Source organism: Campylobacter hyointestinalis subsp. hyointestinalis, assembly GCF_013372145.1.
In the GTDB taxonomy this organism is placed as follows: domain Bacteria; phylum Campylobacterota; class Campylobacteria; order Campylobacterales; family Campylobacteraceae; genus Campylobacter; species Campylobacter hyointestinalis.
The window spans coordinates 232148-251456 of record NZ_CP053827.1; the positions used below are offsets into that span (position 1 = coordinate 232148).

The following is a 19309-nucleotide window of genomic DNA, read 5'->3' on the forward strand; positions in this document are numbered from 1 at the left end:
TTATCTACATTTTTTGCAGCCTGATGTCGTAGCTACGATGCTTAGTCTGTCTATAAAGTTGCCTATTTTTTTCTCTAGGTGCTCTTGATATTCTGTCATTTTAGCATCATCGCAACTTACATCGGTTACCGAGCCGCAATTTGAGCAAACTACGTGAATATGCGGTACTTCGTATATGTCGTATTTTGCTTTTTGGTTAGGCGTATTTACTTCTATGACTAATTTTTCGTCAATCAAAGTATTTAAATTTTTATAAACCGTAGCTAAAGATATAGAAGGATAATCCTTTTTTATCTCAGAGTATAGTTCTTCTATAGTTGGATGGGTGTGTTTATCAAGAAGTTTCAAAACACACAACCTTTGCGGAGTAGCTTTTAAATTTGCTTGCTTAAGCATTTCGATAAAATCCATACTATTTTCCTCTTAAATTTTTGTAGTTGATTTTATCAAAAAAAAGTTTAAGAATAGATTATAATAAATAATATTTTTTATCTTTTAAAATGAATTCAGAAATTTTTTCTACGCTTATACCTAAGCTATCCTCGATAAGAGCGTGATTTCCATGCTTTATAAATTTATCTTCGTATTCAAAACTTTTTATACTGATATTAGGTAATAATTTTTCTTGTAAAAATCCAGCTAATATCTCGCCAATCCCACCTTTTTTTGCGCTATCGCTAAAAATATACCAACGCTTAGTTGTTTTGGCAAGATCCAAAAGTATCTCTTCATCAAGTGGTTTTGCAAACACTAGATCTATGATCGTTCCTTTAAAATCTAAATTCTTAGCAACTTTTAGAGCTTTTCCGACTGCATTTCCATATCCTATGAACGCCACGTCACTATCTCCTTGCTGAAGGATCTGAGCTTTTGCGAATTTTATCTCTTTTGCTTCAAACTCATTGCCTAGCATAAAGCTTCCTCTTGGATATCTGATGGCTAAAGGTGCGTTAAAAGAGTATGAAAAATCCATAATTTTTGAGAAAGTTGCGGCGTCTCTAGGTGCTATTAGCGTTAAATTTGGTATTGTATTTAAAAAGCTTATGTCAAATACTCCTTGATGAGTTTCGCCGTCTTCTCCTACTATACCTGCTCTGTCCATACAGATGACGACTGGCAAGTTCATAATTGCCACATCGTGAATAACTTGATCATAAGCCCTTTGCATAAAAGTTGAATAAATAGCAATATATGGTTTAAAGCCTTCTTTTGCCATAGCCGCCATAGATGTAACTCCGTGTTGCTCGGCTATAGCCACGTCCCAAAAACGCTCCGGATAGGCTTTTATAAGTTTATCAAGTCCGGTTCCGCTTGGCATAGCAGCAGTAATTCCCACAACATTTTCGTGTTTTTTAGCTAAGCTTAAAAGCAGATCGCTAAATATAGAAGTTGCATTTTTTGTACTACTTTTTTTTGTACATTCTCCGCTTTGTGGATCAAACGGGCTTACTCCGTGCCATTTTTCAAATTTACCCTCAGCTGGCTCATATCCCTTGCCTTTTATGGTCTGGACGTGAACTATGACTGGTTTATTCATTGTTTTTGCAGTATTTAAAGTAGAAATGAGCGCTTTTAAGTCGTGCCCATCAACTGGTCCTATATACTCAAGCCCCAGCTCTTCAAAAAACATACCCGGTGTTATGAGCCTTATACCTTCTTCTAGGCGTTTTGCCATATATGCTGCTGAGTCTGGAACGTAGCTTAAGAACTGATTTACGCGGGATTTAAATTTTTGATAAAACTGTCCTGCCATCATTTGAGATAGATACTTGCTAAGAGCTCCGATAGGTTTAGATATGCTCATTTCGTTATCGTTTAGTATAATGACGCAAGGATACTTTCTATCCCCAAGCTCGTTGAGAGCTTCATACGCCATACCAGCACTCATCGCCCCATCTCCTATTAAGGCTACTGGAAGTCTTTTTTCGCCTTTTAGTTTTATGGCTTTACAAGCACCCACTGCGATACTTATAGAAGTAGAGCTATGTCCTGCTACAAAGTAGTCAAATTTGCTCTCGCTTGGTTTTGTATATCCACTTATGCCGCCAAATTGTCTAAGAGTATCAAAATCGTCCCATCTGTCTGTTAAGAGCTTGTGAGTATAGCTTTGGTGACTTACGTCAAATATAAATGGATCGTTTTTTGGATCAAAAACATAGTGCATAGCCACGCTCAGCTCTACCACACCCATATTTGAGCTAAGATGACCTCCGTTTAAACTTACTGTTTTGAGTATTTTGCTTCTGATATCTTTGCATAAATTTGAGAGTTCATCTATGCTTTTTGATTTTATGTCCATTTCTACTCGCTTAGTATTTTTTTGATTTTTTCAAATCTCTCAGCAACGCTTCCGTCTATATTTCCTATATCGCTCAATATGATAACACCACCTCTGTTTATGGCATCATCAGCAGATACTTTTAGGTTGCTAGATAACTTGATATTTTCTTTGACAAGCTCATAGTCTCCTGGGTTTGTTTTTATTTCTATTTGCGAAGCATTTTCTAGCTCCCCAATCAAATTTTTTGCTATATTTGATGCTATGGTTGCCGAGCTATCTTTTATCTCTTTTAATATCACTTCTTTTGCTATATCTATGGCTGTGCTTGCTATCTCTTTTTCGCTTTTTTGGTATAGTTTTTCTAATTTATCTTTTTCTTCATCAAGCTTTTTGATAGAGTTTGTATATTTTGTCTCAATTTCACTAAGTTCGGCGTCAAATTTGGCTTTAGCTAAACTCTCTCCTTCTTTTAATGCATCTTCTTTTGCTCTATTTACTTCAGTTTCAAGCCTTTCTTTAAATTCTTTTTCTTGATTTTCTATCTGTAGTTGAAGTTTTACTATATTTTCGCTAAGCTCTTCAGTTCGTTTTAGAAGTTCTTCTATAAAACTCGGCTCTAGCTTCGTATCTTCTGATGAATTTACAGCTTTTGGAGCGTCATCTTTTGTTGTTTCTGCTGTAAGCTCAGGCTGATCTTCTTTTATAGGTTGCTCTGTTTGCTGCTCTGTCCCAGAGTGCGAAAATGAACTTATTACCTTAAATCTATACTGTTCTACGATATGTTCTTTATTTTCTTCTTGATTTATGACGTTGCTTAGTATCATTCTATCATCTCATCGCTTTCACCGACTTGGAATATTCCTTCTTCGGAGAGTTTTTGTACCATTTCTACGACTCTTCTTTGAGCTTCTTCGACATCTTTTACACGAACCGCACCTAAGAACTGCATCTCTTCTACAAATGCTTCGCTTGCGCGTTGGCTCATATTTGATAGGAATTTTTGCTTTAGCTCTTCGCCACTACCTTTTAGTCCTATCATTAGATCTTTTTTATCTACTACTTTTAGTATCTCGCGTATAGCGTTGTTATCAAGCGTGTTGATATCTTCAAACGTAAACATCATCTCTTTTATAGTTGTTGCAAGAGTAGCGTCTGTTTGTTCGATGATGCCGATAGTAGATTTACTAGCTTTTTGACCAAGACGGTTAAGTACTTCGGCAACGGCTCTTGGGCCTCCGACTTCGACTTTGTAGCTAGTAAGACTTTCAAGTTTGCTCTCAAGTACAGTTGAAACTCTTTTTACTACAGACGGGCTTATATCGCCTAAATTTGCCATACGGATTATCACTTCGCTTCTAAGCTCATCAGGAAAATATACAAGCGTTTCAGCTGCGCTCGTAGCGTCCATATGTGCTACTATAAGAGCTATGGTTTGAGGGTGTTCTTTCATGATAAAATCAGCTAGTTGCTGAGGTCTGACTTGACTTAAGTAGCCAAAAGACTTAGTTGTTTCCATGGATTTTTGAAGTTTATCCATGATTTTTTGTGCGATCTCAGGACCAAAAGTACGAAATAAAATTTCTTTTGCGTATTCGATACCGCCACTTTTCATATACTGATTTGATTGCATAAGGGCGTAAAACTCTTCTAAAACAGCTGCGGCGACTGTTTTATCTATAGTTTTAGCACTTGCTATATATCTTGATATTTCGGTGATAACGTCGATATCCATATGAGAAAATATAAGCGTTGTAGCGTCTTCACCAAGTTGGATCAGGAGTATTGCGACCTTTTCTGGCATACTAAGGTCATCATAGATCATCTTTTGTTGTTCGTCCAGCTTTGTCATCAAAACTCCTTGCGAGAACTAAAGTCAGAGTCGTTTTTTATCATACCTTGAAGTAAATTTGCTATCTCTTCACTTCTATCTGATACGATAAGTTTCATTTTTTCTAATAATACTTCGTATTTTAGTTCATCTTCGTTGAATTCCTCGCCGATACCGAGCTGTTCTTCAACTTTTTTTCTTGCTGCTTTAAATTTCTCTAAAACGTCTTCTGTTTCTTCCTCGACTTTCGTATCTTCTTTTTGAGGTATAAACTCGTCTTCTTTGACGTCTTTTAGCATTTTTTCTAAGAACGGAGTTATGACTTTTTTGTAAAATACAAAGAGTATTATTAATGCTATGAGATATTTAAATAATGGCAATAAAGGACTTAAATAAGTATTTACAAACGAGTCTACTTTTGAGCTTTGACTTTTTGGTGATAGCTTAAACTCGAAATTACTAACAGTGACTTCATCTCCTCTGTTTTTATCGTACCCTATGGTCTGCTCAACTAAAGATTTAAGCTTATCTAGCTCTTCCGTGCTTAATGGAACGTACGCTAAGGTATCGGTAAATGCGCCATTTTCGTCTTTTGTGTTTTCATATTTGCCATCGACTACTACTGCTGCAGTTACTCTTTTTATGGTTGCGTATTGATCTTTTACTTTTATAATTTTTTTTGATATTTCGTAGTTTGTATTTGCTACGTTTTTAGAGTATAGCTCGTTTGGTTTGTTGTCTTCTAGCCCTTGTACCGGTCCTATGTTGCTAACTGCGCCTGGGACTCCACCTACCTCTTTTTCTTGTCTGCCTTCTCTTTTTTCTTCTATATTTTGTTCACTTCTAATGACTGAGTTTGGATCGTAAATTTCACTATGGCTATCTTTGGTAGAAAAGTCAAACTCGATGCTGACTTTTGCCGTGACTTTGTCGCGCCCTCCTATAAATTTACCTATCATATCTATGATCTTTTGCTCATAGGAGCTTTCAAATTCTCTTTTGTATTTTATCTGAGCAGCTACTAGCTCGTTTTCTAGGGCTATTTCGTCTTCTCCTACTGCTACGCCATCGCTAGTTACTATTTTTACGTCTTCTAGTTTTAAATTTGATACAGAGCCGGCGACTATTCTTTTTATACCATCTATCTGTTTTCTATTTAGTTTTTCACCATCTTTTATCTTGACTACAACTGAAGCAGTAGGTGGGACTTGACGTTCGGTAAATACGCTGTCTTTTGGAAACGCTATATATACAGTAGCTCTTTGTATCGGCTCAAGGCTCTCGATAGTTCTAGCAAGCTCACCTTGTATGGCTCTTTGGAATTTAACTCTTTGTTCGTTATCAGTAGCTCCAAAATCTTGTTTATCAAATATCTCAAAACCGTTTTTGCCTTCTTTTGGAATGCCAAGACTCGCAACGGCGATCCTTTCTTTATAGACGCTTTTTGTAGGAACTAGTATCGTTCCTTCATTTGCAAGCTTGTAGCTTACTCCGTCTTTTTCTAGCTGGTCGATGATCTGCGCTGAGTCTGCTGGATTTAAATTTCTAAATAAAACACTATATCCGTCGTACTGTTCGCCCCCGCTTGTGCTACTTTTATACAGGCTTAAAAATACCAAAAACCCAACTACGACAACTATGCTACTAGCTGCGACTATCTTCTGTTTTATCGTTAGATTTTGATATAGCTGACCGACTTGATGAAATAGCGTTTTAAAATCCATATTTTATTAAATTTCCTTCTTTAACTCAGCCAAAACTCGTTTATTTTGCTTCTTTTTGCCTATCGTGATTCTAATGGCATTTAGTCCGTAACTTTTTAAATTTCTTAATATAATACCTTTTTTAAGAAGATTATCTGCTATTTGTGACGCATTTTGCTTTTTATCAAACACAAAAGTGATAAAATTTGTATAACTAGGGATAAATTCTATACCATTTTTCTTTGCAAATTTTTCATATACTTTCATCTCTTCAAGGTTATTTTTAAGAGTTTTTTCTATAAATTTTTGATCATTTAAAGCTTGCAATGCTGCTGCTAGACTTAAAGTAGTGATGTTAAAAGGGGCTCTTAGTTTGTGAAGAGCGGTGATTATCTCTGTATTTGCTATACCATATCCAACTCTCATTCCACCAAGACCATAAGCTTTTGAAAACGTACCTAAATATAGTGTATTTTTAAATTTGCTTATAAGCTCTTTTGGATTTATAGCTTTTTTGCTATCTTTAAATTTAGCAAATTCCATATAAGCACAATCAGTCACCACTAACGTATCTTCGCTAACGATGCTTATAAAATCCATCACTTCTTTTGCATCGGGACATTCGCCTAAAGGGTTGTTCGGCAAACATAGAAATATAATGCTAATCTCATCTTTATGAGCAAGATAGAGTTCTTTTAGCTCCTTTAGATTATGCTCTTTACTTTTTGTTTTATAAATTTTTGCGCCGACGTGTTTGGCATAGATCTCATACATAGCAAAAGTTATACCTGCTGTTAAAATCGCGCTTTTCTCGTTCGCTTTTGCATGTAGTGCAAACTCTATGATCTGGTCGCTTCCACTACCGATGATAATGTTCTTTGAGCTTACTTCATATAAGTTTGCTAGAGCATCTTTTAGCTCATAAAAACTATCATCTGGATACAAACTAGCGTTACTGGCTTTTTCTTTTATGATAGAGATTACTTTTTTGCTGGTTCCTAGTGGATTTTCGTTGCTAGCTAGCTTGATAACGTCTTTTGGATCTATGCCAAACTCCCTAGTGACTAGCTCTATAGGTTTTCCGGCTTCATAAATAGGTAAATTTTGCAAATGTGTGTTGAACTTCATTTTTATCCTTCTTGATTGATGTAACTACCTAGCCAATGAATTTCATGGTTGTTTTTACCGGCTAGCTCTATAACTCTTTGCACGTTTTCATCATCTATATGTCCTTCAAAATCTATATAAAATACCGTTTTGAAGTCTTTTTGTTTCACCGGACGACTTTCTAATTTCGTCAAGTTTATGCCTTCGTTTCTAAACATAGAAAGCAGCTCGATAAGTCCGCCTGGTCTATGGTCTGTTTTTGCTAAAATGCTAGTTTTGTTGTGTTCGCTTCTTTGGTTTTTAAAATCGCTTAAGACAAAAAATCTAGTACGGTTTGCAAGGTTGTCTTCTATGGTGTCAAACATTATAGGAACGTTGCTTATATTTGCTGCTATTTTCGAGCAGATAGCAGCAGACTCGCTATCCTTTGACGCTTTTAGAGCTGCTTCGGCTGTAGATTTGGTCGGGATAAATGCTATCTCACTTAGGTTATGATCTTCTAGGAATTTTCTGCATTGATTGTATCCTTGAGGATGTGAGTAAATTCTTTTTATATCTTTTAGATTTTCATTTATGCTAACAAAACTATGGTGAATATCCATATAAATTTCAGCTACGATTTTTACTTTTTCATATTTTCCAAGGCAATCAAGCGTTATACCTACGGCTCCTTCGGTGTTGTTTTCTATAGGCACTACGCCGTATTTTGCTTCGCCGTTATTTAGCTCTTTGAAAACTGCTTCTATAGTGGCTAGTGGTGTGTAGTTGCTCATAGCGCCAAATCTACTTTCGGCTGCTTGATGCGTGTATGTGCCAATAGGCCCTAAAAATGCTACTTTTTGAGGCATTTCAAGGTTTCTGCTAACTGCAAAAATTTCTAAATAAATCGCTTCTATGGCTTCTTTGCTCAAACGGTTATATTTTTGGTTTTCTAAACGCGAAAGTATGGCACGCTCACGCTCAGGGCGGTATATCGAGGTCTTCGAGTTTTGTTTTAATTCGCCGATTTTTTTGACATAGTCCATTCTCTCGTTTAGTAGAGTTAAAATTTGGTTATCTACCAAGTCTATTTTAACTCTTAAATCATCAATGCTAAGCATTTATAACCTTTATATAATTTTGTACATCTTTATAAATTTGATCTATCATATTCTCTTTTACACCTGTTTTTGCCGCGTCGCTTACTTTACCGCTTAGTACTAAAACAGTTTTCATTCCAAGCTCTTTTGCTCCTACGAGATCACCTTTCGCATCGTCGCTAATGATAGTTATATCGCTAAATTTAACGCCTGGTTTTTGTAAATTTATGAGCCTTAAGGCTTCGTTATAAAATGCCATACTAGGTTTCCCAATCGCCTTATAGCTAGCTCCTGTAGAGTATGATACCATTGCGGCTATTGCTCCTACTCCAGGATAAAGACGTCCGTTTTTTTTGTAAATGCTGGTTTCATGCATAGCGATAAACTCGGCTCCATTTAATATCAGCTCGTTTATGCTGGCAAAATCACTAAATTTAAAGTCGTCCCAGCTGGCGATGAGTACGGCTTTTGGATTTTTTAGATCTTGCATGTATCCTAAGCTTTGCATAGTGGCTATAAACTCGCTCGCTCCAAACATCGCGGCATTTGAGGGACTTAATGTCTCTTTTAAAACGCAAAACGGATCAAGGTAGGCGCCATCTTTTATATTTAATCCTTTTTTGTGTAGATCTTCTAAAAAGTCATCGCTTTTTGCTTTTGTGTTATTTGTGATAACAACGTATGGAATGTTTTTTAAATTTAAGATATCTATAAGCTCACAAGCGCCATTTATAGGGCTTTTATCGCTATCGCTTATAAGTGTACCTTGTACGTCTATGAAATACATTATATAAACTCTTTTTCATTTTTGATTAGATCTTCGAAATTCTCTCTTTTGCGGATCAATCTATCTTTTCCGCCTTTTACCTCGATCTCTGCGGCTCTTGGTCTTGAGTTGTAGTTGCTAGACATTGAAAAACCGTAAGCTCCAGCTGATTTTACGACTAGTATATCTCCTGAGCTTAGTTCTGGTAAGCTTATGTTTTTACCTAAAAAATCTCCGCTTTCGCAAACAGGTCCTACGACATCGCAAAGCTCGCTTTCGCCTTCTTTTAAAGCGTCTATCTCATGATATGCTTCATAAAGACTAGGACGAATAAGATCATTCATCGCGCCATCTACTATCACAAATCTTTTACGGGACTCAGGCTTAGCGTCATTCGTTTTTTCATAAAGTACTTTAGTGATAAATACTCCGCAATTTCCTACTAAAAATCTTCCTGGTTCGCAGATTATGGTTACGTCCATTCCTTTTAGCGCTGATAAAATTCCTTGAGCGTAAGCGTATAGATCAGGATCATTTTCTTGATCGTATCTGATACCAACGCCGCCCCCTACATCAAAGAATTTGATACCTATCTCAAGAGCTTTTAGCTCTCTTAAGAGCTTGCTTACGATGTTTGCTGCTTCGACTACTGGAGAGAGATCTGTTAGCTGACTTCCTATATGAAAATGAATGCCGACCGGATCTAAAAATTCGCTTTTATGCGCGTAGAGATACATTTTACGAGCTTTATCTATGCTGACTCCAAATTTATTTTCGCTAAGTCCAGTTGAGATATAAGGGTGTGTTTTTGGATCTACGTTTGGATTTACGCGTACTGAAATTCTAGCTGTTTTGCCTAGTTTTTCAGCTATTGACTCCACTCTTTTCATCTCTTCTTCGCTTTCTAAATTTAGCATCAAGATATCTAAATTTAGAGCTTGCTCTATCTCTTCATCGCTTTTACCGACACCGCTATATATGATCTTATAGTTTTGTGCGCCTGCCATAAGCGCTCTTTTTATCTCACCTATGCTCACGCAGTCAAAACCAGCTCCTTGCGCGGCGATATGTTTTAAAACGCTCAAATTTGAGTTTGCTTTAACCGCGTAAGCTATGAGAGATTTTCTAGCGTTAAATTCTTTTTTTAATTTATTATATTGATTTTCTATATAGTCAAAATCATAGGCATAAAGCGGCGTACCGTACTTTTTGGCAAGCAGTAAATAATCCATCACGTCTCCAAACAATATATAATTGGTCGCTATTTTATCTAAATTTGTCTAAAAAAAAGCTAACTATTTTGATAAAACTTTTTAAATGCAAAAATGGCTAGTAAAATTATAGGCGCTATGATGCCGATCTCGGGAATTATCACTCCATTTGAGCTAAATCTGATAAGCACAAATAAAACTCCCCATAAGCAAAGTGTAACTATAATGTGTATAAAACTAGCAAGAGCTAGATTAAAAAATCTACCTGTGATTGGTAGATAATAATACAATATCATCACCATAAGTGGTGCAAATAACGGAAAAAATAGTAAAGAATACAGGGTTGATTTGATTTTATTTAAATTCAAATTTTCGTTTTTAAGAGCTAGAAGAGAATCTATGGCATCAGTAATTGAATAATTAGCGTTTGATTGGTATATGTTATCGATTGTTTTTGGTTTAAATCCGTTTAAAACTAGAAGTTCTTTTTCTTCAGTTTTCGTATAACCGCTTTTATTTAGGTCAAGATTTTGTGGTAAAGTGATGATGGAAACACCTTTTAGCACCCATGTATTGTCTTTAAAATCAGCCTTTTTTGCAAATATCTTACTTGTTATCTCGCTATCTGTAGTCTCAAATATCTTGACGTTATTTGCAACTCCTATCCCAGGAAGCAAGGATTCGATATATATAAATTTATTTTCGTATTTTAAAAATATACTATCTTTAGATATGCTTGAAGGAGACTGGAAATTCATCAGATTTTTTTGGTAATCTCTAGCATAAGCAAATGGCGTGGATGAAAGAAAAATGTAAAAAAACGTTATAAACAAAGAGATGAGAAAAGGGGATATTATAAGTGCGTTTTTACTAATGCCAAGTGAGTAAAAACTGACTAGTTCATTGCTTCTTATCATATTTATTTTTGAGACTATGAGTGCAAAAATAAGACTTAGAGGCAATACGTAATTTATCGCTGTAAGTGCTGTTAAACTAACATAAATGAGAGCTAAATTCGCACTTTTTGGAAAATCTTTTAAATTCGTTAAAGTATCTATACCTACATAAAATAGCTCTAAAGCTATAAAAATAATAAAAAAATATTTTAAATAAACCGCGCTAGTATATCTTGCAAATAATTTCATAATATATCCAAATTGTAACTTAAAGCTTGATTTTAGCAAAATTTGACTTAAATTATTAACTAAAACAAGCTAGAATTTGCCAGTAATTTCATCTGTATAAACGTAGGCGGCTTTGATTTTACGGTCTTTTATGTGTATATATTAAAATTATTCGTAAAAATAAAATAGATAAATAGGTCAAATAATGACAAATAAAAATATCGTTAAATTCTGTATACTTTGTACTTTGTGCTGTATCTGCGTAATTGTTTATCTAAATTTAGATACCGAAACTCTAAGATTGTACATAGAAAAACAGAGTAAATTTAGTGAGATTATTTATATACTTTTATGGATTATTTTACCTATTTTTATGTTTCCAGCAGCTGTTTTAGCCGTAGTTGGCGGAGTCTTTTTCGGTCTTTTCAAAGGTCTTGTTTTGACTATGATAGGAGTTGCTATAAACTCGGTTATTATGTATTTTATAGGCAAATATTTAGGTAAAGACTTTTTGGCTAGATTTTTTGACGTGAGTAAATTTAAAAAGGCTTATATAAAAGATGAGTTTTTTACTATATTTTTACTTAGACTTATCCCGCTTATCCCATATAACGCCATAAATTATTTTGCTGGAGCGTTTGCTTTTAGATTTTGGAGATTTTTTTTGGGAAGTTTTTTAGGCAAAATAATAAGTAGCGTTGTCTTTTTAAATTTGGGTTTAAACGTAACTGATATAGGCTCGACAAAGTTCTTTTGGGCTGTTTTTTGGGTGTTTGTTTTGGTTATTTTATCTGTTGTTTTAAGATTTGGATATGATAAGATCTATGAAAAAGATAAATCTTAGATTAAGCCGTTTTTAGTAAAATTCTACTTTTTATTTTTTAAGGAAAAACCGTGAAAATAGTTCTTGCGACAAACAACAAAGATAAAGTAAAAGAGATAAAAGCATTTTATAAGGATTATGAAATTTATGCCTTGAGTGAAATTTGTGAGCCTTTTGAAATAGAAGAAAACGGAAAAAGTTTTAAGGAAAACGCGCTTATAAAAGCAAGAGCAGTCTATACAAAGCTTTGTGAGCTTGGACTTGAAAATGAGTTTGTAAGTCTTAGTGATGATAGTGGGATAAGCGTAGAAGCGCTTGGTTTTGCACCAGGAATTTACTCGGCAAGATATAGCGGTGAGCGTGCTACTGATGCAAGCAATAGAGAAAAGCTTGCCTGTGAACTTCATAAACTCGGACTGACTAAAAGCAGAGCATTTTATACTGCTTGTATAGCAGTCGTGAGTAAATTCGGTGAGTTTAGTACGCATGGATTTATGCATGGCACGGTTATAAATGAAGAGCGTGGCGATAATGGTTTTGGGTATGATTTTATGTTTATACCAGACGGTTTTGATAAAACAGTAGGGGAGATAGAGCCTAAAATAAAGCTGGAGATTTCTCATAGATCAAGGGGCTTAGAGCTAGCAAAATACGTATTAAAAAGTCTTAGTAAACACTACAAATAATCCAGTTAAGTCTAAATTTATATAAAAATTTAGACTTATTATCTACAAAATATACAAAAATATATAAAATGTGTAGAATATAAACATAACGCTTGATATTTTACTAAATTTTATGTTACTTTCGTTTATCAAATTTATGAAATTAATAAAATATACTGATAAAATATCTATATATAGATAAATAAAACTTAAAATATAAATTTTAATATTTTTAAAAAAATGGTTATAATGACAAATCTAAATTTTTGAAAGGATTTGAATTTATATGAAAAAACATCTATTTTTAAGCTTTGCTCTTTGCTCTGTTTTATTTGGAGCTGATGATGTATTTGATCTTGGTGTAGTCGAGATCAGCACCAACAAAAACGCTACACCCCCCCCGGTGTAGAAAAGATCTCAAAATCCCAGATGGAGCTAAATAACGCTATCAGCGTAACAGACGTCGCTATAGCTACGCCAGGAGTTAGCATAAAGGGTGCTAGTGGTAGCAGAAATGAAAGTATGATAAACGTACGTGGATTTACTTCTACTAGAGTTCCTATTTATATAGATGGAATTCCTGCTTACGTACCATACGATGGAAATATGGATCTTGGTAGATTTACGACTGCGGATCTATCTCAAATCGACATTTCAAAAGGTGCAAGTAGTGTTTTATACGGACCAAACTCGCTTGGCGGCGTTATAAATTTAGTTTCTATAAAGCCTACAAAAGAGCTTGAAGCAGAGCTTCACTATGGTATGAAATACGGCTCCACAAAAGGCGAAGCTAGCAAAAATTTATTTGATAGCCAAGAGGATTTTAGAGTAGGAACTAAGCAAGAAAAGTTTTATTTGCAAGCTACTGGCTCATTTAGAGAAGGCTACAACGGTCCTACTCCTGATGGTCTACATTCAACTACTGATCTTAGCCATTCAAATGAAACAAGAGATAAAAAGATAGGGCTAAAAGCAGGTTTTACTCCAAATGATACGGACGAGTATAGCCGCTAAACAAGAAGGTGATAAAACAGGCAAAATTTATCAAGGAGAGGATCCAAATAGCTTAGGAAAAGATAGGTATTGGTATTGGCCTGATTGGAATAAAGAGAGTTGGTATTTTCTCTCAGATACTCAGTTTGATGGCTGGTATATCAAAAGCAAAATTTACTATGATAAATTTATAAATGAGCTACAAAATATGGCTAATAGCAAATTTAATACCATAGCAAACGGTAAGCAAGGATGGGTAAGCTATTATGATGATTATAGTTTTGGCGGTGGGATTGAAGTAGGTGTAGATACAAGCGATAATAATATTATCAAATTTGCCCCTAGTTTTAAAGAAGACTTGCATAAAGAACGCAATCTATATCCAAAATTACCTACGAATAATGAGCCGTCGCAAAAAAGCAAAGATAGGATGTATAGCTTTGCTATAGAAGATACATATAGTTTTAGTGAGATGACGTCTTTAACCATTGGCGCTAGATATGATAAAAGAGACGCTGTATCTGCTCAGGAATTTGGAGTGCCTGAGTGGGGTTCTGGATCAGCTTACTATCTATTTAACTTCCCTACAAAAGACGATGACGCATTTAACTATCAAGCACTTTTAGAGCATAGTTTTGATGATAAAGACAGCATTTATGCAAGTTTTGCTAAAAAGACATATTTTCCTACGCTAAAGGAAAGATATAGTTCAAGATTTGGTAAAAACTTACAAAACCCAAATTTAGCTCCGGAGCAATCACTAAATTATGAGATAGGCTACAAAAGAGACTTTGATAGCTTTGATATTAGTTTAGCACTATTTTACTCAGATATTAGTGACAAGATCGAAGCCATAAAAGTAGGGGTTCTAGAACAAAACCAAAATGTTGGCAAAGCTGAAATTTACGGTGTTGAGCTAGGAGCCAATGCTATGCTTCTTGATAACCTAAAAATTGGAACAAACTATACTTATATGCACTCAGACGCAAAGCAAGAGAGCATATATCTCACAGATATCCCAAAACATAAATTCTTTGCTTATGCAGATCTCAAACTTAACTCTAAATTTAGAGTTTATTTGAGCGAGTATGGACAAACTGGTGCCAAATCAAATAGCAACGGCACTTACTCTCCAGCAGGTTTTGCAGTGACAAATCTAAAGCTTATCTATGACGCTACAAAAAATCTTAGTTTTGATTTAGGTGTTGAGAATTTGTTTGATAAAGCTTATGCTTATACAGATGGTTATTATGAAAATGGTAGAACTTTCGTGTTTAATGCGAGGTACAAATACTAATGAGACACGGGATCTTTGCGTTATTTGAAAATTTAGAAAATGACGAGAAAAAGAGTTTTAAAGAGGCGTTTAAAACTATAAAATTTATAGAAAAATTAGGCTTTGATGAAGCGTGGATAAGTGAGCATCATTTTAATAGTTTCTCTCTTACTTCTAGTCCAGTTGCTCTTGCGGCCTATGCTTTGGCAAAAACAAAACGCCTTAAAATCGGCGTTGCGGGATTTATACTTCCTGCTTATGACACTCTTCGCTTAGCTAGTGATATAAGCAATTTAGAAGCGATCAGCGGCGGTAGATTAATAACTGGTTTTGCAAAAGGCTCTTTTCCTATCATCGATAAAGTTCAAGGCAGAAATCCAAATTTAAACAGAAAAATTATGCTTGAAAAGCTTGATGAGCTAAATTTTATGTTTGATGAGCTTAATATCACTCCAAAAGTTAATAAACCGCAGTTTTATATGGCAAGTGTGCATGATGAGAGCTTGGGATTTGCTGCTAGACGCGGATATCCTATTTTAGCAAGCATTAGATCAAGTATAGATGATGTTTTGAGCATAAAAGAGCGTTATAAAAAAATAGCTGGATTTTATCCGAAAATGGGACTGATCAGAGCTATAAATATAAACAAAAACAAGGATAAATCAAGCCTTGAAGCTAGCAAAGCTATAAGCTTTTTCTTTAAAGCGATGACCGGAGCGCAAAACGAAGCTACATTTGAAATGGTAAAAGATAGTGAGTATGAAAAACTTAGAAATGAGTTTTTTGATCCCAAATTGCTACAAAAATTTGCCATAACAGGAGACGTAAAAGAGTGTAAAAAGCAGGTTTTAGAGCTAGTGAAAGCTACTAATATAGATCATATCATTTTAAAACCAGCAGCTTTAAGCTACAAACGCCATAAAGAAATTTTAAAAGATTACGCTAGAAAGATAATGCCTTATGTTTAAATTTATACTTTTGTGTTTTTTAGCTATAGCGGCTAATGCGAGTTTGATTTTAGGTAAATTTGAGTGTCAAAACTGCGAAAATTTAAATCCGCAAAATATCAAAAAAGTCTATGCGAGCAATCCGACTTTGCTTTATTGCCTCTATAGCTTTGATAAAAGCTTGATAGCTGGACTTGTTTTTGAGTTTTGGGATATCGAAAAAAGATATCTTGATAAAAATGTGTATAGTTTGCCAGTTGTAGGTGGATTTTACGGACAAGGTAGAGTGCCAAATATCGAAATGGTTTTAAGCTTAAAACCAGATCTTATCATAACTAGCAGAGGCACAAAAGACGATCCAAAATACGGAGGAATTTTTAGAGCTTTAAAAATCCCAGTTTTGTATATAGATGATGAAGATAGCTTTGGAGTTGAATTGTACAAGGCATTTGGAGAGGTTTTTGGCAACCAAAAAAGAGCAGATGAGCTGATATCTTACGCCGAGCAAAGTAAAAATTTGGCTAAAAGTTTAGCTGGTCTTAGCTTAGATAAACCAAGCGTATATTACGCTTTTGGTAGTGATGGGCTTGAGACTGAGTGCGCAAGCTCAAGTTTTATAAAACTCGTAGATCTAGCAGGTGGAGACAGTGCCAAATTTAAATGTAAATCAAAAAACAAAATGAGCCGAGTAAAGGCGGATTTTGAAAAAATCTTGGCGGCAAACCCTGAAGTCATACTAGTCTATGAAAAGGAATTTTTTGATAAAATTTGGAGTGATAAAAAGTGGAGCTTGATAAACGCAGTTAAAAATAAAAGAGTCTATCTCATACCCAGAAGCCCTTTTTCGTGGGTAGGAAAACATGCTAGTTTTACAAAGCTTTTAGGGCTTAGATGGCTTATAGATGTTTTGCATAAAGACGCTTTAAACTTAGATGTAAGGCGTGAAGCTAGTGAGTTTTACAGGCTATTTTTGTATGTGGATCTAAGTAAAGACGATCTGGATTTTATATTAAATGAAAAAAATTAGTTTTATTTTTATTTTTGCTCTGCTTGTTATATTTAGCGTTATATCTTTGACAAATGGTAAATTTGATATAAGTATGAGCGAATATCTAAGAGTTTTTACGGGGATTTTTAGCGGTGAGCAAATTCCTGCTTCTGTTATCGTGCTTGATATCAGGCTTCCTAGAGTGATCGCAGCTATCATCATAGGATCAGCACTTGGCGTAGCAGGTGGTGCTTATCAAAATATGTTTATAAATCCATTAGTAAGTCCGTCTATCCTTGGAGTTTTGAGTGGTGCTAGTTTTGGCGCGGCGCTTGCTATGGTGATGGGTTTTGGTGTGTTTCATCAGATGCTTTTTACTTTTATATTTGGTTTTGTTGCTGTTTTTTAGCAGTGATCATTGCTCTGTTTGGCGGAAGCAAAAATATGATAATGCTAGTTCTTGGCGGCGTTATATCAAGCTCTCTTTTTAGTTCGTTTTTAGCAGTTTTAAAGTATATAGCAGACCCAAATGAAACGCTTCCTGCGATAACTTATTTTCTTATGGGAAGCCTGAGTTTTGCTACAAAAGAAGTTGTTTTTGTCGTTTTTATACCTATGGTTTTTGGTACTTTATCTCTTATATTTTTTGGCAAGCAGATAGACGCTCTTAGTATGGGTGAAGAAGAAGCAAAAAGTCTTGGGGTAAATGTGAAGATGCTTAAAATTTGTGTTATATTTTTTGCTACTTTGATATCTGCTTTAAGCGTAATGCTAGCTGGAATCATAGGCTGGATAGGACTTATCGTGCCTCATATAGCTAGATTCGTTTATGGGGCAAACTCACGCACTATGCTGTTTAGTTCGGCATTTATAGGAGCTTTGTTTTTGCTTGTTTGTGATCTTTTAAGTAGGGAGCTTTTTACTTACGAAGTTCCTATTGGTATAGTTTCAAGCCTATTTGGAATCCCTATATTTTTAGCTGTTTTACTTAGGAGAAGATCTTGATAAAGCTAGTAAATTTAAACGTGAAATATGCTAAAAAAGAGGTATTAAAGCAAATTTGTTTTGAGTTTGAGGGTGGAATTTTAAATATACTTGGTGAAAACGGCTCTGGCAAGTCGAGTCTTTTAAAAGCTATTTTGGGGCTTATCAAATTTAGCGGAGATGTTTTGATAAACAGAGCTAATTTACGTTCTTTTAGTTCAAGAGAATTAGCAAGCCTTATAAGCTATATACCTCAATCAAATTTCACTCCGTTTAACTATAGCGTACTTGATATGGTTTTGATGGGAAGACTTGCGTATAAGGGGCTTTTTGATAACTACTCTAAAAACGACCGACTTATAGCTATGCAATCCTTAGAAAGTCTTGGTATATTAAATTTAGTAAATGACGAGTTTTTAAACCTTAGCGGAGGACAAAAGCAGCTTGTTTTGATAGCTAGAGCTCTAGCTAGCAGAGCAAAAACTATCATAATGGACGAGCCTATAAACGGGCTTGATTTTGGCAATCAAATAAGGCTTTTAGAGATGATAAAAATGGTCGCTAGTAGCGGGTATGATTTTATCATAACCACACATCACCCAAGACACGCTAGATTTATCGGTGGAAGGGCGATTTTGATAAAAAATGGTGAGATATTTAGAGACACTGCTAGTGAGCTTTTAGATAGCTCTTTGATATCCAAATTATACGGAGTTGATTATAAAAAATATGAGGAGTTACTATGATGATGAGTTCAAATTATGATGAGATAGATTTTGCTAGACTTTATATAGAGCAAAAAAAGATAAGCACTTTTAAGCCAAAAAGTAGTGCGGACTGGGATAAAAAAGCTTCTAGTATGAATGAAAGTGTGCATAAAAGTCATTACGTTGATGATTTTATCTCTAAGATAAAATTTGATAGTTCTACTAGTGTTTTAGATATGGGATGTGGTCCTGGAACTATAGGACTTAGGCTTGCAAAAGATGCTAAAAACGTACTTTGCTGCGATTATAGCGACGAGATGCTAAAATGCGTCAAGCAAAATGCAAAAAATTTAAATTTAGATAATGTAAGCGTTAAAAAGATATCATTTGAAGATAGCTGGAAAGAGCTTCCAAAATGCGACATAGTCACTGCTTCAAGGTGTCTTGAAGTGGATGATGCAAAAGACGCTTTAAAAAAGCTTATTAGCAAAGCAAATAAAGCAGTCTATATAACTTACAATATCGGAAGAAGTTTTTTAGGCGATGAGATAAGCAATATCTTGAGTGATAAAGTCTATCCAAAGCCTGATTATATTTATATTTTAAACATACTTTATCAGATGGGTTATCTTGCAAAAGTTGATTTTATAAGCCATAGTGATTGTAAATTTAAAGCTAGTAGTTTTGATGAGTTTATCGCTGCAGTGCAGTGGAGTTATGGTAAAAATGTGAGCGAAGCCGATAGGCAAAATTTAAGAGTTTATTATGAAAAAAACAGCACTATATATAAAGAAATGAATTGGGCTTTTATAGAAATTTTAGTTTAA

Annotated in this window: 19 protein-coding genes and 1 pseudogene; 10 read left to right on the forward strand and 10 right to left on the reverse strand. The window is 34.9% G+C overall.

Translation table 11 applies throughout. The annotated features are described in order from the left end of the window. From perR to CHHT_RS01315, 10 genes are read right to left on the reverse strand one after another with little or no spacing between them, the layout of a single operon-like run. Window positions 1-411, reverse strand: coding sequence for a peroxide-responsive transcriptional repressor PerR (gene perR, locus CHHT_RS01270; protein ID WP_034962507.1), 411 nt, complete (start codon window positions 409-411; stop codon window positions 1-3). Between the two features lie 58 nt (window positions 412-469). Further along, a complete protein-coding gene (gene dxs, locus CHHT_RS01275; RefSeq protein WP_034962505.1) occupies window positions 470-2299 on the reverse strand; it encodes a 1-deoxy-D-xylulose-5-phosphate synthase in 1830 nt (609 codons plus the stop codon). Between the two features lie 2 nt (window positions 2300-2301). Continuing rightward, window positions 2302-3105 carry a flagellar assembly protein FliH gene (fliH, locus tag CHHT_RS01280; RefSeq protein ID WP_034962503.1) on the reverse strand — a complete coding sequence of 268 codons (804 nt, stop codon included), beginning with the start codon at window positions 3103-3105 and terminating at the stop codon, window positions 2302-2304. Next, window positions 3102-4130: a flagellar motor switch protein FliG gene (fliG, locus tag CHHT_RS01285; protein ID WP_034962502.1), complete on the reverse strand. Its 1029-nt coding sequence runs from the start codon at window positions 4128-4130 to the stop codon at window positions 3102-3104. The genes fliH and fliG overlap by 4 nt, the downstream gene beginning before the upstream one ends. After that, window positions 4130-5833: a flagellar basal-body MS-ring/collar protein FliF gene (gene fliF, locus CHHT_RS01290; protein ID WP_034962501.1), complete on the reverse strand. Its 1704-nt coding sequence runs from the start codon at window positions 5831-5833 to the stop codon at window positions 4130-4132. The genes fliG and fliF overlap by 1 nt, the downstream gene beginning before the upstream one ends. Window positions 5834-5839: 6 nt before the next feature. Further along, window positions 5840-6940 carry a histidinol-phosphate transaminase gene (hisC, locus tag CHHT_RS01295; protein WP_034962499.1) on the reverse strand — a complete coding sequence of 367 codons (1101 nt, stop codon included), beginning with the start codon at window positions 6938-6940 and terminating at the stop codon, window positions 5840-5842. Between the two features lie 2 nt (window positions 6941-6942). Then, the gene (gene pheA, locus CHHT_RS01300; RefSeq protein WP_034962496.1) at window positions 6943-8019 is read right to left on the reverse strand and encodes a prephenate dehydratase; all 1077 of its coding nucleotides are present in this window, start codon (window positions 8017-8019) and stop codon (window positions 6943-6945) included. Continuing rightward, window positions 8012-8785 (reverse strand): HAD-IIA family hydrolase, encoded by a 774-nt coding sequence (locus CHHT_RS01305; protein ID WP_034962494.1) that lies wholly within the window; start codon window positions 8783-8785, stop codon window positions 8012-8014. The genes pheA and CHHT_RS01305 overlap by 8 nt, the downstream gene beginning before the upstream one ends. Continuing rightward, window positions 8785-9996: a diaminopimelate decarboxylase gene (gene lysA, locus CHHT_RS01310; protein WP_034962492.1), complete on the reverse strand. Its 1212-nt coding sequence runs from the start codon at window positions 9994-9996 to the stop codon at window positions 8785-8787. The genes CHHT_RS01305 and lysA overlap by 1 nt, the downstream gene beginning before the upstream one ends. 59 nt (window positions 9997-10055) lie before the next feature. Next, window positions 10056-11120: an LptF/LptG family permease gene (locus tag CHHT_RS01315; protein ID WP_034962490.1), complete on the reverse strand. Its 1065-nt coding sequence runs from the start codon at window positions 11118-11120 to the stop codon at window positions 10056-10058. 184 nt (window positions 11121-11304) lie between these two features. On the opposite strand from CHHT_RS01315, the gene CHHT_RS01320 reads away from it, so the two are divergent. From CHHT_RS01320 to CHHT_RS01360, 10 genes and pseudogenes are all read left to right on the forward strand, one after another. Then, a complete protein-coding gene (locus CHHT_RS01320) occupies window positions 11305-11943 on the forward strand; it encodes a TVP38/TMEM64 family protein (RefSeq protein ID WP_034962488.1) in 639 nt (212 codons plus the stop codon). A gap of 50 nt (window positions 11944-11993) precedes the next feature. Next, complete coding sequence (locus tag CHHT_RS01325; RefSeq protein WP_034962486.1) at window positions 11994-12608, forward strand: non-canonical purine NTP pyrophosphatase; 615 nt, start codon at window positions 11994-11996, stop codon at window positions 12606-12608. Window positions 12609-12873: 265 nt separating this feature from the next. Beyond that, window positions 12874-12996 carry a hypothetical protein gene (locus CHHT_RS09095; protein WP_255199060.1) on the forward strand — a complete coding sequence of 41 codons (123 nt, stop codon included), beginning with the start codon at window positions 12874-12876 and terminating at the stop codon, window positions 12994-12996. A gap of 20 nt (window positions 12997-13016) precedes the next feature. Further along, window positions 13017-13601 (forward strand): TonB-dependent receptor plug domain-containing protein, encoded by a 585-nt coding sequence (locus tag CHHT_RS01330; protein WP_176318071.1) that lies wholly within the window; start codon window positions 13017-13019, stop codon window positions 13599-13601. Continuing rightward, entirely contained in the window at window positions 13576-14877 is a 1302-nt protein-coding gene (locus tag CHHT_RS01335) for a TonB-dependent receptor (RefSeq protein ID WP_051663736.1), read from the forward strand. Before CHHT_RS01330 ends, CHHT_RS01335 begins: the two co-directional genes overlap by 26 nt. Then, complete coding sequence (locus CHHT_RS01340) at window positions 14877-15824, forward strand: LLM class flavin-dependent oxidoreductase (RefSeq protein WP_034962484.1); 948 nt, start codon at window positions 14877-14879, stop codon at window positions 15822-15824. Before CHHT_RS01335 ends, CHHT_RS01340 begins: the two co-directional genes overlap by 1 nt. Further along, entirely contained in the window at window positions 15817-16830 is a 1014-nt protein-coding gene (locus CHHT_RS01345) for an ABC transporter substrate-binding protein (protein ID WP_172506175.1), read from the forward strand. The genes CHHT_RS01340 and CHHT_RS01345 overlap by 8 nt, the downstream gene beginning before the upstream one ends. A gap of 73 nt (window positions 16831-16903) precedes the next feature. Next, window positions 16904-17796: pseudogene (locus tag CHHT_RS01350) on the forward strand (FecCD family ABC transporter permease). Then, entirely contained in the window at window positions 17793-18521 is a 729-nt protein-coding gene (locus tag CHHT_RS01355) for an ABC transporter ATP-binding protein (protein WP_051663735.1), read from the forward strand. Before CHHT_RS01350 ends, CHHT_RS01355 begins: the two are co-directional and overlap by 4 nt. Beyond that, window positions 18518-19309 (forward strand): class I SAM-dependent methyltransferase, encoded by a 792-nt coding sequence (locus CHHT_RS01360; protein ID WP_034962481.1) that lies wholly within the window; start codon window positions 18518-18520, stop codon window positions 19307-19309. Before CHHT_RS01355 ends, CHHT_RS01360 begins: the two co-directional genes overlap by 4 nt.

What these genes read in the sequence shown, in the direction of transcription:
- perR (WP_034962507.1), bottom strand. Translation starts at nt 411, where the DNA reads ATGGATTTTATCGAAATGCTTAAGCAAGCAAATTTAAAAGCTACTCCG.
- dxs (WP_034962505.1), bottom strand. Translation starts at nt 2,299, where the DNA reads ATGGACATAAAATCAAAAAGCATAGATGAACTCTCAAATTTATGCAAA.
- fliH (WP_034962503.1), bottom strand. Translation starts at nt 3,105, where the DNA reads ATGATACTAAGCAACGTCATAAATCAAGAAGAAAATAAAGAACATATC.
- fliG (WP_034962502.1), bottom strand. Translation starts at nt 4,130, where the DNA reads ATGACAAAGCTGGACGAACAACAAAAGATGATCTATGATGACCTTAGT.
- fliF (WP_034962501.1), bottom strand. Translation starts at nt 5,833, where the DNA reads ATGGATTTTAAAACGCTATTTCATCAAGTCGGTCAGCTATATCAAAAT.
- hisC (WP_034962499.1), bottom strand. Translation starts at nt 6,940, where the DNA reads ATGAAGTTCAACACACATTTGCAAAATTTACCTATTTATGAAGCCGGA.
- pheA (WP_034962496.1), bottom strand. Translation starts at nt 8,019, where the DNA reads ATGCTTAGCATTGATGATTTAAGAGTTAAAATAGACTTGGTAGATAAC.
- CHHT_RS01305 (WP_034962494.1), bottom strand. Translation starts at nt 8,785, where the DNA reads ATGTATTTCATAGACGTACAAGGTACACTTATAAGCGATAGCGATAAA.
- lysA (WP_034962492.1), bottom strand. Translation starts at nt 9,996, where the DNA reads ATGGATTATTTACTGCTTGCCAAAAAGTACGGTACGCCGCTTTATGCC.
- CHHT_RS01315 (WP_034962490.1), bottom strand. Translation starts at nt 11,120, where the DNA reads ATGAAATTATTTGCAAGATATACTAGCGCGGTTTATTTAAAATATTTT.
- CHHT_RS01320 (WP_034962488.1), top strand. Translation starts at nt 11,305, where the DNA reads ATGACAAATAAAAATATCGTTAAATTCTGTATACTTTGTACTTTGTGC.
- CHHT_RS09095 (WP_255199060.1), top strand. Translation starts at nt 12,874, where the DNA reads ATGAAAAAACATCTATTTTTAAGCTTTGCTCTTTGCTCTGTTTTATTT.
- CHHT_RS01330 (WP_176318071.1), top strand. Translation starts at nt 13,017, where the DNA reads ATGGAGCTAAATAACGCTATCAGCGTAACAGACGTCGCTATAGCTACG.
- CHHT_RS01335 (WP_051663736.1), top strand. Translation starts at nt 13,576, where the DNA reads ATGATACGGACGAGTATAGCCGCTAAACAAGAAGGTGATAAAACAGGC.
- CHHT_RS01340 (WP_034962484.1), top strand. Translation starts at nt 14,877, where the DNA reads ATGAGACACGGGATCTTTGCGTTATTTGAAAATTTAGAAAATGACGAG.
- CHHT_RS01345 (WP_172506175.1), top strand. Translation starts at nt 15,817, where the DNA reads ATGTTTAAATTTATACTTTTGTGTTTTTTAGCTATAGCGGCTAATGCG.
- CHHT_RS01360 (WP_034962481.1), top strand. Translation starts at nt 18,518, where the DNA reads ATGATGATGAGTTCAAATTATGATGAGATAGATTTTGCTAGACTTTAT.